The sequence below is a fragment of the Actinoplanes sp. NPDC051494 genome (assembly GCF_044454705.1).
Classification (GTDB): Bacteria; Actinomycetota; Actinomycetes; order Mycobacteriales; family Micromonosporaceae; genus Actinoplanes.
This window is the reverse complement of sequence record NZ_JBITDZ010000002.1, coordinates 1,188,576-1,201,622: the sequence shown is the minus strand read 5'-3', so window position 1 is coordinate 1,201,622 and position 13,047 is coordinate 1,188,576. Positions and strand designations below refer to the sequence as shown.

The 13,047-nt window shown below is 70.4% G+C and carries 14 protein-coding genes; 5 read left to right on the top strand and 9 right to left on the bottom strand.

The window, feature by feature from the left end:
- Nucleotides 1-4: 4 nt before the first annotated feature.
- Genes ACIA6A_RS12245 through ACIA6A_RS12225 form a run of 5 tightly spaced genes read left to right on the top strand, consistent with a single transcriptional unit; the run spans nt 5 to nt 4,302 of the window.
- Nucleotides 5-760 (top strand): SDR family oxidoreductase, encoded by a 756-nt coding sequence (locus ACIA6A_RS12245; protein ID WP_396097549.1) that lies wholly within the window; start codon nt 5-7, stop codon nt 758-760.
- Nucleotides 757-1,521: an SDR family oxidoreductase gene (locus ACIA6A_RS12240; protein ID WP_396097548.1), complete on the top strand. Its 765-nt coding sequence runs from the start codon at nt 757-759 to the stop codon at nt 1,519-1,521. The genes ACIA6A_RS12245 and ACIA6A_RS12240 overlap by 4 nt, the downstream gene beginning before the upstream one ends.
- Nucleotides 1,518-2,507 carry a phosphotransferase family protein gene (locus tag ACIA6A_RS12235; protein ID WP_396097547.1) on the top strand — a complete coding sequence of 330 codons (990 nt, stop codon included), beginning with the start codon at nt 1,518-1,520 and terminating at the stop codon, nt 2,505-2,507. The genes ACIA6A_RS12240 and ACIA6A_RS12235 overlap by 4 nt, the downstream gene beginning before the upstream one ends.
- Nucleotides 2,507-3,712, top strand: coding sequence for an acyl-CoA dehydrogenase family protein (locus ACIA6A_RS12230; RefSeq protein WP_396097546.1), 1,206 nt, complete (start codon nt 2,507-2,509; stop codon nt 3,710-3,712). Before ACIA6A_RS12235 ends, ACIA6A_RS12230 begins: the two co-directional genes overlap by 1 nt.
- A complete protein-coding gene (locus ACIA6A_RS12225; RefSeq protein ID WP_396097545.1) occupies nt 3,712-4,302 on the top strand; it encodes a TetR/AcrR family transcriptional regulator in 591 nt (196 codons plus the stop codon). The genes ACIA6A_RS12230 and ACIA6A_RS12225 overlap by 1 nt, the downstream gene beginning before the upstream one ends.
- On the opposite strand, the gene egtD is transcribed toward ACIA6A_RS12225, so the two are convergent.
- The 9 genes from egtD to ACIA6A_RS12180 form a co-directional block, all read right to left on the bottom strand.
- Nucleotides 4,299-5,264 carry an L-histidine N(alpha)-methyltransferase gene (gene egtD / locus ACIA6A_RS12220; protein ID WP_396097654.1) on the bottom strand — a complete coding sequence of 322 codons (966 nt, stop codon included), beginning with the start codon at nt 5,262-5,264 and terminating at the stop codon, nt 4,299-4,301. The two genes, ACIA6A_RS12225 and egtD, sit on opposite strands and share 4 nt — an antisense overlap.
- A 2-nt stretch (nt 5,265-5,266) precedes the next feature.
- A complete protein-coding gene (gene egtC, locus ACIA6A_RS12215; protein ID WP_396097544.1) occupies nt 5,267-6,013 on the bottom strand; it encodes an ergothioneine biosynthesis protein EgtC in 747 nt (248 codons plus the stop codon).
- The gene (gene egtB / locus ACIA6A_RS12210) at nt 6,013-7,317 is read right to left on the bottom strand and encodes an ergothioneine biosynthesis protein EgtB (RefSeq protein WP_396097543.1); all 1,305 of its coding nucleotides are present in this window, start codon (nt 7,315-7,317) and stop codon (nt 6,013-6,015) included. The genes egtC and egtB overlap by 1 nt, the downstream gene beginning before the upstream one ends.
- The gene (egtA, locus tag ACIA6A_RS12205; RefSeq protein WP_396097542.1) at nt 7,314-8,540 is read right to left on the bottom strand and encodes an ergothioneine biosynthesis glutamate--cysteine ligase EgtA; all 1,227 of its coding nucleotides are present in this window, start codon (nt 8,538-8,540) and stop codon (nt 7,314-7,316) included. Before egtA ends, egtB begins: the two co-directional genes overlap by 4 nt.
- A gap of 263 nt (nt 8,541-8,803) precedes the next feature.
- Nucleotides 8,804-9,271, bottom strand: coding sequence for a hypothetical protein (locus ACIA6A_RS12200; RefSeq protein ID WP_396097541.1), 468 nt, complete (start codon nt 9,269-9,271; stop codon nt 8,804-8,806).
- A 38-nt stretch (nt 9,272-9,309) separates the two neighbouring features.
- Nucleotides 9,310-9,768 carry a hypothetical protein gene (locus tag ACIA6A_RS12195; RefSeq protein ID WP_396097540.1) on the bottom strand — a complete coding sequence of 153 codons (459 nt, stop codon included), beginning with the start codon at nt 9,766-9,768 and terminating at the stop codon, nt 9,310-9,312.
- 146 nt (nt 9,769-9,914) lie between these two features.
- Nucleotides 9,915-11,000: a zinc-binding dehydrogenase gene (locus ACIA6A_RS12190; RefSeq protein ID WP_396097539.1), complete on the bottom strand. Its 1,086-nt coding sequence runs from the start codon at nt 10,998-11,000 to the stop codon at nt 9,915-9,917.
- Nucleotides 10,997-12,391 carry an aldehyde dehydrogenase family protein gene (locus ACIA6A_RS12185; protein WP_396097538.1) on the bottom strand — a complete coding sequence of 465 codons (1,395 nt, stop codon included), beginning with the start codon at nt 12,389-12,391 and terminating at the stop codon, nt 10,997-10,999. The genes ACIA6A_RS12190 and ACIA6A_RS12185 overlap by 4 nt, the downstream gene beginning before the upstream one ends.
- Complete coding sequence (locus ACIA6A_RS12180; RefSeq protein ID WP_396097537.1) at nt 12,388-13,017, bottom strand: TetR/AcrR family transcriptional regulator; 630 nt, start codon at nt 13,015-13,017, stop codon at nt 12,388-12,390. Before ACIA6A_RS12180 ends, ACIA6A_RS12185 begins: the two co-directional genes overlap by 4 nt.
- Nucleotides 13,018-13,047 lie beyond the last annotated feature (30 nt).

The following is a 13,047-nucleotide window of genomic DNA, read 5'->3' as shown; positions in this document are numbered from 1 at the left end:
GCGGATGTCGCAGCTGTCCGGTGCCGTCGCTGTCGTGACCGGTGCCAGCCGGGGAATCGGGTTCGCCATCGCCCAGCGGTTCGTCGCCGAGGGCGCCAAGGTCTGCATCACCGGCCGCAACGCCGAGGCGCTGGAGACCGCGGTCAAGGACCTCGGCGGCGAGGAGGTCGCCATCGGGATACCCGGCAAGGGTGACGACGCCGGCCATCGGGCCGAGGTGATCGACACCGTGCTCGGCACGTTCGGACCGGTGTCGGTGCTGGTCAACAACATCGGCATCAATCCCGCGTACGGTCCGCTGGCCGGTCTCGACCTCGGCGCCGCCCGCAAGATGCTCGACGTCAACGTGCTCGGCACCCTCGGCTGGGTGCAGGAGGGCCTGCGCGGCGGGCTCACCGACACCGGCGGATCGATCGTCAACATCTCCTCGATCTCCGGGGTGCGACCGGCGCCGGGAATCGCCTTCTACGGCGTCACCAAGGCCGCGCTGATCCACCTCACCGAGGAACTCGCGGTCGAACTCGCCCCCAAGGTCCGGGTGAACGCGGTGGCACCCGCGGTCGTCAAGACCCGCTTCGCTACCGCGCTGTACGAGGGCCGCGAGGAACAGGTGGCGGCCGGCTACCCGCTGGGGCGGCTCGGCGTGCCGGAGGACGTGGCCGGAGCGGTCACGTTCCTCTGCTCCCCCGACGCGACCTGGATCACCGGGCAGACGCTCGTGCTCGACGGCGGCATCACGCTGACGGGCGCCGGCCAGTGAGCGCCCAGCGGGTTGTCGTCACCGGGGCCGGGGGTGGGATCGGCGCGGCACTCGCCCGGCGGTTCGCCGCGGACGGTGCTCGGGTTGTCGTCAACGACCTCGACGCGGCGGCCGCGCGGGCGGTGGCCGACGAGATCGGCGGGCTGGCCGTGCCGGGTGACGCCGGGAACGAGGCCGATGTGCAACGGCTCGTCGACACGACGTTCACCGAGCTCGGCGGCTGCGACCTGTTCTGCGCCAACGCTGGGATCCTTTCCACCGGCGGGCCCGACGCCGACGACGCCGTATGGAATCAGGCCTGGCAGGTCAACGTCATGTCCCATGTGTACGTCGCCCGGGCGCTACTGCCCCGATGGCTCGACGGTGACGGGGGCCGGTTGCTGTTCACCGTCTCGGCCGCCGGCCTGCTCACGCTGCTCGGCAGCGCGCCGTACTCGGTCACCAAGCACGCCGCGCTCGGCTTCGCGGAATGGCTCCGGGCGACCTATGCCCACCGGGGCATCACCGTGCAGGCGCTGTGCCCCCAGGGCGTCAACACGGCCATGCTCGCCAACGACGGGCAGAGCGCCAGCAAAGCGCTGCTCGCCGCCGGGGCGCTGGAGCCCGAAGCGGTCGCCGAGGTGGTCAGCCAGGCACTGAAGGGCGACAGCTTCCTGATCCTGCCGCACCCCGAGGTCGGCGAGTATTACCTGCGCCGGGCCGCCGAGACCGACCGCTGGCTCGGCGGCATGAACAAGATCCAGCGGAGCGCCGAGGCGTGAAGGGCCTGGACCTCGAGCGGCTGCGCTCCTACCTCGGGACCGGCGAACTGACCGCGACGATGTTCGCCGGCGGGCGGTCCAACCTGACGTATGCGGTCAGCGACGGCACCAGCCGCTGGGTGCTGCGCCGGCCGCCGCTCGGGCACGTGCTGCCCACCGCGCACGACATGGTCCGTGAACACAAGGTGCTCGGCGCGCTCTCCGCCGCCGGGTTCCCCGCGCCCCGGCCGATCCGGCTGTGCACGGACACCGACGTCATCGGGGCACCGTTCTGCCTGATGGAGCACGTCGACGGGACGATCTACCGGGATCCGGTCCCGCTGGAGAAGCTCGGCCCGGCAATCGGGGGCCTCGTGCTGTCGCTCGTGGACACACTGGCCGACCTGCACGCGCTCGACCCCGACGCGATCGGGCTCGGTGACTTCGGCCGGCCCGAGGGCTTCAACGAGCGGCAGGTGCGCCGCTGGAAGAAACAGCTGGACGCGTCCCGCAGCCGGGACGTGCCCGGGATCGAGGAGCTGCACGCCCGGCTGGCGGCCGAGATCCCGGCCGGTGGGCCCGGTTCGGTGGTGCACGGCGACTTCCGGCTCGACAACGTGCTGATCGGCGACGAGCTGCAGGTCAACGCCGTGCTCGACTGGGAGATGTCCACCCTGGGCGACCCGCTCAGCGATGTCGCGCTCATGCTCGTGTACGCCGGGCGCCCGCTGCTCGACGGGCGTACCCCGCTCTCGATCCCCGGGCATCCCGGGGTGGACGAGATGGCCGCCCGCTACGCCGCACGCTCCGGCCGGGACGTCTCCGACCTGCACTGGTACGTGGGATTTGCCGCCTTCAAGCTCGCGGTCATCCTGGAGGGCGTGCACTACCGCTTCGTCCAGGGCCAGACCCTCGGCGAAGGCTTCGACACCGTCGGCGAGATGGTGGCGCCGCTCGTCGCGCGCGGCCACGCCGCCCTGGACGGCACTTTGGTGGAGGGAAACTGATGGACTTCGCGTTCGACGAGAAGACCGAGGACTACCGCAAACGCCTGCTCGCCTTCATGGACGAGCACGTCTACCCCGCCGAGGCCGCATTCGAGGCGGACTACCGCGACGACTGGTCACCGCCGCCGATGCTGACCGGGCTGAAAGAGCGGGCCAAGGCCGCCGGGCTGTGGAACCTCTTCCTGCCCGGGGAGCACGGTGCCGGGCTGAGCAACCTGCAGTACGCCCCGCTGGCCGAGATCACCGGCCGCAGCCCGATCATCGCGCCGGCGTCGCTCAACTGTGCCGCCCCGGACACCGGCAACATGGAGGTGCTCGCCGAGTTCGGCAGTGCCGACCAGCGCGAGCGGTGGCTGCGGCCGTTGCTCGACGGCGCGATCCGCTCGGCGTTCGCGATGACCGAGCCCGAGGTCGCCTCCTCCGACGCGACCAACATCGGCACCCGCATCGTCCGTGACGGCGACGACTACGTGATCAACGGGCGGAAGTTCTACATCTCCGGCGCGATGAACCCGAACTGCGCGATCTTCATCGTGATGGGCAAGACCGACCCGGACGCCGCCCGGCACGTGCAGCAGAGCATGATCCTGGTCCCCCGCGACACCCCGGGCCTGCGTGTCGAGCGCGGCATGACGGTCTTCGGGTACGACGACGGGGACCACGGCGGCCACGCCGAGGTGATCTTCGAGGACGTCCGGGTCCCGGCCGGCAACCTGATCGGCGAGGAGGGCTCCGGTTTCGCGATCTCCCAGGCGCGCCTCGGCCCGGGACGCATCCACCACTGCATGCGCCTGATCGGGATGGCCGAACGCGCGCTGGAGCTGATGTGCACGCGGGCGTTGACGCGTACCCCGTTCGGCAAGCCGCTCGCCGAGCAGGGGGTGGTCCAGGAGTGGATCGCGGACTCCCGGGTCCGGATCGAGCAGGCCCGGCTGCTGGTGCTCAAGGCCGCCTGGCTGATGGACACGGTCGGCAACAAGGGTGCGCACACCGAGATCCAGTCCATCAAGATCATTGTCCCGGCCACCGTCGAGTGGATCATCGACAAGGCCGTGCAGACCCACGGGGCCGCCGGGGTCGGGCAGGACACACCGCTGGCACGGCTCTGGGCCACCACCCGTACGCTGCGACTGGCGGACGGACCGGACGAGGTCCACAAGCGATCTCTCGCCCGCCGCGAACTCAACCGCTACCGGAGGGCCTGATGCCGGCCGCTTCACCCCGACCGACCCAGCGCATCGACGGCCGCACCGCACGCTCGGAGCGGACCCGGGCGGCGATCGTCGAAGCGCACGTCGCCCTCATCCGCGACGGCGACCTGCGCCCCACCGCGGACCGCATCGCCAAACAGGCCGGCGTCTCGCTGCGCGCGCTGTGGAGCCACTTCGCCGACATGGAAGCGCTGTTCGCGGCGAGCGGTCAGCTGATCCTCGACCAGCGCGACGCCGCGTACGAGCCGATCCCGCTCGACCTCCCGCTGGACCGCCGGATCGACGCCTACTGCCGGCAACGGGCCCGGATGCTGGAGCTGATCGCCCCCGCCGCCAAGGCCTCCGCGCTGAAGGAGCCGTTCTCCCTGGCGCTGCAGGAGTACCGCCGCAGCCACACGATCCGGGTCAGCGACGAACTCGCGTCGCTGTTCCCCGAGATCGGTGACGACAAGGACCTGCTCAACGCGCTGACCACCACCAGCACCTGGCCGGCCTGGGGCACCCTGCGCGACGCGATGGGCCTCGACGTCGAAGCCGCACGCGCCGCGCTGACCCGCACGGTCACCGCACTCCTGACCCGTTAGACGGTCACCGCCTGGGCGAGGGAGACCGCGAACAGGCCCTGCGGGTCCGTCCACCAGTGGCGCAGGGCGAAACCCGACGCCGCCAGCTCGGCCTCGACACCCTCCCGGCGGAATTTGGCGGAGATCTCGGTACGCAGGTCCTCGCCGGCCGCGAACTCCACCGTCAGGTCGAGCGCCTTGACGTGGACCCGCTGCGCGGTGGTGGCGCGCAGGCGCATCTCGATCCACTCCTGGGCCGGGTCCCAGACCGCGACGTGGGCGAACGCATCCACGTCGAAGTCGGCGTCGAGGCGCTGGTTGACCACGTGCAGGACGTTGTGGTTGAACGCCGCCGTCACGCCCGCCGCGTCGTCGTAGGCCGGGACCAGGACGGCCGGATCCTTGACCAGGTCGGTGCCGACCAGCAGCCACTCCCCCTCGCCGAGCACCGCACGCAGCGCCGACAGGAACATGGCACGCTCCGAGGGGACCAGGTTGCCGATCGTGCCGCCGAGGAAAGCCACCACCCGGTTGTCGCCGTCCGGAAGATGCCGCAGGTCGTCGATCATGTCGCCGACCACGCCCCGGACGGACAGCTCCGGATAGTCGGCGGTCAGCGCGGCGACCGCTTCCGCGAGAGCCGTACGCGAGACGTCGAGCGGGACGAACGCGCCCAGCGTGCCCCGCCGCTGGAACGCGTCGAGCAGCAACCGGGTCTTCTCCGACGAGCCGGAACCGAGCTCCACCAGCGTTTTCGCTTCGGTGAGCAGGGCGATCTCGGCGGCCCGCTCGGTGAGGATCGCGCGTTCGGCACGGGTCGGGTAATACTCCGGGAGGCGGGTGATCTCCTCGAACAGTTCGCTGCCACGGGCATCGTAGAACCACTTCGGCGGCAGCCATTTCGGCTCGGCGGCCAGGCCGAGAGCGACGTCGGCACGCAACTGGCGGTCGATGTCGTGCTCTTCGATGTGGATGTCGAGCATGCTCACGGTCTCCCTAGTGGCGTCGTTGTCACGGTGGTCGGGGTGGCGATCAGCAGGTGGCGGTCCGGGACGGGGGTCCACGCCGGATCGTCGTCGAGGGGTTCGGAGGCTACGAGCACCGAGTCCGCTGTGGTCCGTACCGAAAGGGAATGGCCTGCCGTGGTCGCGATGATCTGGTCACCGTCGGTGAGCAGCAGGTTGAGCCGGGAACCCGGCGCGGCCGCGTCCGTCTCGGCGAGGACGCCGGCGATCGCGTCGGCGGGGGTGTCGCCGGCCCGGAGGCGGTCCCGGACCAGGGCCCAGAGCAGCGCGCTGTCGGTGGGGGCGTCGAGCGTGATCAGGTCGGTGGTGGGCAGCCGGCTCGCGAGTTTCGCCACCGAGGCCGGCCAGCCGCGGACCACCCCGTTGTGGCTGAACAGCCACCGGCCCTCCTGGAAGGGCGCGGCGGCGGTCTCGGTGACCGGCATACCTTCGGTCGCGGAACGTACGGCCGCGAGCACGCATCCGGACGATGTCGCCGCGGCGAGCGCCGGCAGCGCGGCATCGGACCACAGCGGTTGCGCACGGCGATACCGCACCGGCTCGGCGTCACCCTGGGTCCAGGCGACGCCGAAACCGTCGGCGTTGACGGTGCCGCCGCCACGCATGTCGGCCGGGGCCCACGACTGGTGGGACAGCGCGTGCGGCGGGTCGTGGAGCAGGGCCGACAGCCGGATCGGGCTACCGAGGTAGGCCAGGTGGCGGCACATCAGCTCTCGTCCGGGCCGGCGTCCCGGGCGCAGCGGAAACCACTGAAGATCTGGCGGCGGATCGGATGGTCCCAGTTGCGGAACGTGCCCCGCACGGCCGCCTCGTCGGTGCCGAACGAACCGCCGCGCAGCACCTTGTAGTCACCGCCGAAGAAGACCTGCGAATACTCCGCGTACGGGAACACGGTGAACCCCGGGTACGGATGGAACCCGGACGACGTCCATTCCCACACGTCACCCATCAGCTGATGCACGCCGTACGGCGAGGCACCGTCCGGGTACGCGCCGACCGGAGCGGGCGCGAGGTGGCGCTGGCCCAGGTTGGCGTGGCGGGGCTCCGGCGACCCGTCGCCCCACGGGAAGCGGCGGGACCGGCCGGTCGCCGGGTCGTGGCGGGCCGCCTTCTCCCACTCGGCCTCGGTCGGGAGGCGGCGCCCGGCCCACGTCGCGTACGCCTCGGCCTCGAAGTAGCTGACGTGCACCACCGGCTCGTCGCGGATGACCCGCCGGGTGCGGCCGAACCGGGTGTACGACCACCCGTCGCCGTCCCGCTGCCAGTGCATCGGCGCGACCAGCCCGGCCTCCTGCCGGTGGGCCCAGCCGCGCTCGCTCCACCAGCGGGGCTCGTCGTAACCGCCGGCCGCGATGAACGCCGCGTACTGCGCGTTCGTGACCGGGGCGACGTCGATGTAGAACGCCGGCACGTCCACCGCCACGGAGGGACGCTCGTTGTCCAGGGCCCAGGGCTCGGTGTCCGTACCCATGGTGAAGCTGCCGCCGGGCACCAGGACCTCGCCACTGACGGTGTTGCGGGCGGCCGGGGGTTCCGGGGCGGTCAGCACGGGCGCGCCGGTCCGCAGCTGGTGGGTGGCGAGCATGGTCTCGTCGTGCTGCTGCTCGTGCTGCACGATCATGCCGAACGCGAAGCCGTCCGCGACCAGGCGCCGGTCGTCGAGGCGCACGTGGTCCAGCACGTCGAGGGCCTTGTCGCGCACCTGGGCCACGTATCTGCGGGCCTCTGCGGGATCGAGCAACGGCAACCCCGGGCGGTCCTTGCGGGCATGCTTGAAAGCGTCGTAGAGCTCGTCGATGTCCTGCCGCACCGGCTCACGGCCGCCGACGTCGCGGACCAGCCACAACTCCTCCTGGTTGCCCAGGTGGGCCAGGTCCCAGACCAGCGGCGACATGATCGGCGAATGCTGGCGGACAAGATCGTCGTCGTCGACCGCGTCGGTCAGCAGCGCGGTGCGTACCCGGGCCCGTTCCATCGCGGCGGCGACGGTGAGTCGCAGATCCTGGGTCATCGCAGGAGGTCCTTCCTGGGCTGACCGGCGCCATGCAGGCGGCGGTCGACAATGCCGGTGACCGTCTCCTGGACCGCTTGTGGCAGTCCGGTGCGATCAAGACACCGGCCGGCGAGATCAGCGAGGTCGGCGGCGGCGCGGGCCACCGCCGGTTCGGCAAGACCGTCCCGGGCCGCGGCCACCCACCGTCCGGCGGCCGGAGCGGCGGCGTCCCGCGCGGCGTCGGTCAGGGTGTCATCGGAGAACAACGCGACGAGTACGGCCGCCGGGGCGATCCACTCCAGGCCGGGCTGGGCGTCGAGGTAGCGGATCTCCAGGTAACCGCGCGGCCGGACCGGCGGGAACAGCGTGCTGAGGTGGTAGTCGAGGTCGTCCACGGTGGGCGGCCGCTTCAACGCGCCGTTGATCCAGTCGGCGAACGTCACCCCGTCGGGAACCTGCCAGGTGCTCCCGCGCTGCCGCACACACAACAGCGGAGCGGCGAGGGCGTAGCGCGCCCAGTCCTCCCGGGGATCATCACCCTGGGGAACCTGCCCGGTGCGCCGGGGATCCATGCCGTACCAGGCGGCCATCCGCCCACTGGCCCAGCCGGTGTCCCGGCCCTGGCGCATCCGTGAGGTCGCGAACAACGCGAGCAGCGCCGGCCCGAGCTCATGCACGGCCGCCCAACGTGTCCTGAACTGCTCCTCGGTCCCGGCGTCGAGGCACACCTGAAGGCCGGCGGTGCTGCGCATCATGATGTGCCCGGACGGGGTACCGGCCTGGTCGAACGACTGCTCCATGGCCTGATACCGCGGGGTGTCGAGAATGCGCACCGGCTCCCGGTGCGGATCGAGACCACGTTCCCCGAGGGCGATACCACCCCGGGCGAGCAGGTCGGTGAGATGAAGCTGATCACCACTGACCGCGGTGTAGAGCGCGGCGAGGGAGTCGGCAGGAGCGGAGGAGATCTCGACCTGACCGCCGGGTTCGAGGGTGACCGAGCCGCCACCCGGCAGCGGCTCAGGATCAGGATTGCCCAGGACGGTCGGACTGTGCCGGCCGAGGGCCCGGCTGAGGTCGGACGGCCGCAGCAACGCGGCGGGCTGATCCTGGTGATGGGTGGTCCATTCCAGCTCGACACCCACCTGCCGGGGTGGGCCGGTCTTGAAACAGATCCCGGAGACATGCTCAGCCGCGTCGGCGGTCCGGCGCAACACGGAATCACTACTCAGTGTAGTCATTACCCCTCCTTCCCGTAATCACGTCCTTGGACGATACACACATGCTTCGATGCACCGCACCACGAGAACCAGATCATCATCCGTCGGCCATCCGCTGCTTGCCAGCGAAACACCAGGCCAGAATGGTGGGCAACCCCTCAGCCACCGTGACGGACGCGACACCGAGCGTTCCGGCGGTGCGCGTACTCCGTCGCTCCCTCAACCGATAACGCACACGGCGGCCGGACCTTGAGGCCCTGCCGCCGTGCGCGCTGACCGTTCGGTCAGGCATAGAGGATGTGGACGGGGCTGCAGTTGAAATAATTGGTGACGTTCGAGGGGACGGTCACGGAATTGTTGTCGTAGAGGCAGACCTTGAACTCGATCTTCGAACCCTCGGTGAAGTTCTTGTTGCAGGCGCCGATGCGACCGGCTCCGAGGCTGTTCACGCAGGAGCCCCAGCGGTACAGGGTGTTCGGGCTGCCGGCCAGATAGTTGTGCCAGTAGACGGCGGTCGAGTGGCCATCCGCATAAGCGTCCTGGATCCGGAAGTGGTCACCCACCGAGTCGAAGCAGCCGATGCCGCTGTAACCGTCCCCGGTGTAATCGCACCAATCGGAGCCTGTCCACGAGGACGACGAGGCGGTGTTGAACTCGAAGGCGTTGGCGGCACTGGCCGGTTGCCCTGACATCAGTGACGCCAGAATCGAGATAAAAACACCGGCGACGATAGACATCGTACGTCGGATCATGCACATCTCCTTCAGCCTTGGCTTCGATTCCTCAGGCATCAGGCGACACTGCGCCAGACATCGCCGCATTCGAAGTACGAATTGACGTCCGAAACGACCGATCCCACCTCGAAGGTACAGATCTTGTATTCGACCTTCGAACCCTCGGTGAAGTTTTTGTTGCACTGCCCCATTTTCCCGGAGCCCAGACTGTTCACGCAGGAGCCCCAGCGGTAGAGGGTGTTCGGACTGCTGGCCAGGTACTTGTGCCAATAGATGGCGGCCGAATGCCCGTCCGACAGGCTGTCCTTGACAAAGAAATGGTCACCGTCAGAGACAAAGAAGCCGCAGCCTCCGGGGCTCCCCAGGCCGATGCAGACCGGGGGAATGGCAGAGGTGGCGACCGCCTTGTCGGCTTCGAAGGCATGGGCGGCGCTGGCCGGAGCAGCGATCGTGAGGGAGGCGACAACCGCCACCGCCACTGCGGCGAAAGAGGCGAACATCTTACGTACGAGCACCGAGGATCTACTTTCGTTCGAAGGAGCAGATGGTCAGATCCTGTTACGGCCCCGTACATTCTCTGTACATTGAGCTTTGCCATCCTGCGCAAGCCGGGTCGGTCAGGACTTGCCGCGCGCAGGGACCACCGTTCGAACGGCACATGTCAGAAGATGACGACCGAGCGGGCTCCCTCGCCTTTGGACATGCGGTCGAAGGCTGCGGGGACGTCCGCGAGTGCGATCCGGTCGGTGACCAGGTGGTCCAGCTTCAGGGTGCCGGCCAGGACGTCGCGGGCCAGCTGCGGCACCTCGCGGTCCGGGTCGGCCGAGCCGTAGACCGAGGCCCGGAGGGTACGCGCTGACGAGAAGATGTCCAGCGCACTGAGCTGGACCATGTCGTCGGCCCGGCCCATGCCCACCACGGTGACCTGGCCGCCGCGGCGGGTGGCCCGCCAGGCGGCCCGGATCGTCGACGCGCGGCCGACGCACTCGAACGCGTGGTCGGCGCCGCGGCCCTCGGTCAGGCGGCGGATGTCCTTGGACAGGTTCTCCGACGAGACCACGAACTCGGTCGCGCCGGCGGCCTCGGCCAGGGCCTTCTTGGACTCCGAGACGTCCACCGCGATCACCGTGGACGCACCCGCTGCCTTCGCGGCGGCGACCACCGACAGGCCGACGCCGCCGAGGCCGATCACCACCACCGACTCGCCGGCCGCCACCCGGGCGGTGTTGCGGACCGCTCCGGTGCCGGTCAGCACCGCGCAACCGAGCAGCGCCGCGCTCTCCCAGGCCAGTTCCGGCGGCACCGCGATCACCGCGCGTTCCGGGACCACCACCTGGGTGGCGAACGCGCCCAGCCCCAGCGTCACGTGCACGGGGGCGCCGTCGAGGGTGCTGCCGTTCTCCAGGGCCGCGATGTTCGCCGTGGAACACAGCCAGGGCTCGCCGTGGGTGCAGAACCAGCAGTCGCGGCACGGCGGCGACCAGTTCAGCGCGACGTGGTCGCCGGGCGCGACGCGGGTGACACCGGCTCCGGCCTCGATCACCTCGCCGGCCGCCTCGTGGCCGAGGATCAGCGGGTGGGGCGGGCTGAGCGTGCCGTTGACCATGGACAGGTCGGAGTGGCAGACGCCGGCCGCCCGGATCGCGACCCGGACCTGGCCGGGGCCGACCTCCGGCAGGTGGATCTCCTCGACCGCCGGGGTCAGACCCTCGGAGCGGACCACCAGGGCCTGAATGTACGCGGTCACAGCTGAATCGCCTTCGTCTGCTGGAATTCGGCCAGGCCGTGGGCGCCCAGTTCCCTTCCGATGCCGGATTGTTTGTAGCCGCCGAACGGGGCGACCGGGTTGAACGCGGCGCCGTTGACGTCCACCGCGCCGGTCCGCAGCCGCCGGGCCACGTCCAGCGCCCGGTACGGCGTGCCCCAGACGCCGCCGGCCAGGCCGTAGCGGGAGTTGTTGGCGATGCGTACGGCGTCGTCGTCGTCCTCGAACGGGATGATCGACAGGACCGGGCCGAAGATCTCCTCCTGGGCCAGTTCGCTGTCCGGGTCGACGTCGGCGAAGACCGTGGCCGGCACGAAGTAGCCCTTGTCCGGGACGGGGGCGCCACCGGCCACGAGCTTGGCGTCCGCCCGGGCGATGAAGCCCTGGACCCGGGCGCGCTGGGCGGCGGAGACGAGCGGGCCGAGCCGGGTGGTCTCGTCGAACGGGTCCCCGGTGCGGTATCCGGCGGCTGCGGTGGCGGCCAGCTCGACCGCGTCGGCGTACAGGCTGCGGTGCACGAGCATGCGCGTCCAGGCCGTACACGTCTGGCCGGAATTGAGGAAGGCGTTGCCGACGCCGACCTTGACCGCTTTCGTGAGGTCGGCGTCGGCCAGGATGATGTTGGCGGATTTTCCGCCGAGCTCGAGCGAAACCTTGGCGATGCGGTCCGCGGCCGCGTGGGTGATCGCCCGGCCGGTCGCGGTGGAGCCGGTGAACGACACCATGTCCACGTCCGGGTGCCCGGCGATCGCGGCGCCCACGTCCCGGCCGGTGCCGGGGACCAGGTTGAGCACGCCGGCGGGCAGGCCGGCCTCGTCGGCGGCGTCGAGCAGCAGGTACGCGACCAGCGGGGTCAGCTCGCTGGGCTTGAGCACCACCGTGCAGCCGGCCGCCAGTGCCGCGGCGACCTTCGCGACGACCTGGTGCAGCGGGTAGTTCCACGGCGTGATCGCACCGACCACACCGACCGGCTCGCGCGCGATCAGCGAGTGGCCGATCGTCTCCTCGGGGGCGGGGTTCGAGGCCAGGTCCGCGTACCCCCGGAGCACCGCGAGCGGCAGTCCGGCCTGGACCGCTTTCGCGATCTTGAGGGGGGTGCCGAGCTCGAGGCCGACGGTACGGGCGATCTCGCCGGTCCGGGCCGAGAGCGCCTCGTGCAGCTTGCCGAGCATGGCGCCGCGCTCGGCCGACGGTGTGCGTGACCAGCCCTCGAACGCGGTGCGGGCGGCGGTCACGGCCCGGTCGACGTCGACGGCGTTACCGGCCGGGACGTGGCCGATGATCTCCTCGGTGGCGGGGTTCTCCACCGGGAGCGTGGTGTCCGAGTTCGGGGAGACCCAGCGGCCGCCGATGTACAAGCTGTCACGGTTCAACGCAGCACTCCGTTCTTCATGGCCAGCAGGCCCGTGATCACGGTTTCCAGTCCGAGCGCGAAGGCACCCTCGTCGACGCTGCGGCGGTGCTCGGCCAGCAGGTGCGCGTCGCGGAGGTGCGGGTAACGCCCGGCGTACAGCTCGGGGTCCTCGTCGAAGCCCAGGGCGAACGAGCCCAGGGCGGCGCCGGTGACCAGGTATCGCATGAGCGCGCCGATGTGGGTCGCCCGGGCGGGCGGCCAGCCGGCCGCGATCAGGCCGCCGTAGACGGTGTCGGCCATGGCCAGTGCGGCCGGGCGCCGGCCCGGCCCGTGGGACAGCACCGGCACGATGTTCGGGTGGGCGGAGAGCACCGCGTGGTAGGAGTGCGCCCACAGTCGCAGCGCCTCGTCCCACCCGCGGTTGTCGAAGAAACTCACGTCGACCTGGCCGACCACGGCATCCGCGACCGCGTCGAGGATCTCGCCCTTGGTGGCGAAGTGGTTGTACAACGAGGGGCCGGCGACGCCCAGCTCAGTGGCGAGCCGGCGCACCGAGACCGCGTCCAGGCCTTCCGCGTCCACGAGCTTTCCCGCGACCTCGACGATCCGGTCGCGGGTGAGCAAGGTGTGGCGCGGGCGGGCCATTTAACACTCCTGAAACTCTTTACTCCGGAA

Bases quoted from the DNA above. Each gene is read 5' to 3' on its own strand.
- egtC (WP_396097544.1), bottom strand. From the start codon at position 6,013: ATGTGCCGCCACCTGGCCTACCTCGGTAGCCCGATCCGGCTGTCGGCC.
- ACIA6A_RS12230 (WP_396097546.1), top strand. From the start codon at position 2,507: ATGGACTTCGCGTTCGACGAGAAGACCGAGGACTACCGCAAACGCCTG.
- ACIA6A_RS12245 (WP_396097549.1), top strand. From the start codon at position 5: ATGTCGCAGCTGTCCGGTGCCGTCGCTGTCGTGACCGGTGCCAGCCGG.
- ACIA6A_RS12180 (WP_396097537.1), bottom strand. From the start codon at position 13,017: ATGGCCCGCCCGCGCCACACCTTGCTCACCCGCGACCGGATCGTCGAG.
- egtB (WP_396097543.1), bottom strand. From the start codon at position 7,317: ATGACCCAGGATCTGCGACTCACCGTCGCCGCCGCGATGGAACGGGCC.
- egtA (WP_396097542.1), bottom strand. From the start codon at position 8,540: ATGACTACACTGAGTAGTGATTCCGTGTTGCGCCGGACCGCCGACGCG.
- egtD (WP_396097654.1), bottom strand. From the start codon at position 5,264: ATGCTCGACATCCACATCGAAGAGCACGACATCGACCGCCAGTTGCGT.
- ACIA6A_RS12225 (WP_396097545.1), top strand. From the start codon at position 3,712: ATGCCGGCCGCTTCACCCCGACCGACCCAGCGCATCGACGGCCGCACC.
- ACIA6A_RS12200 (WP_396097541.1), bottom strand. From the start codon at position 9,271: ATGATCCGACGTACGATGTCTATCGTCGCCGGTGTTTTTATCTCGATT.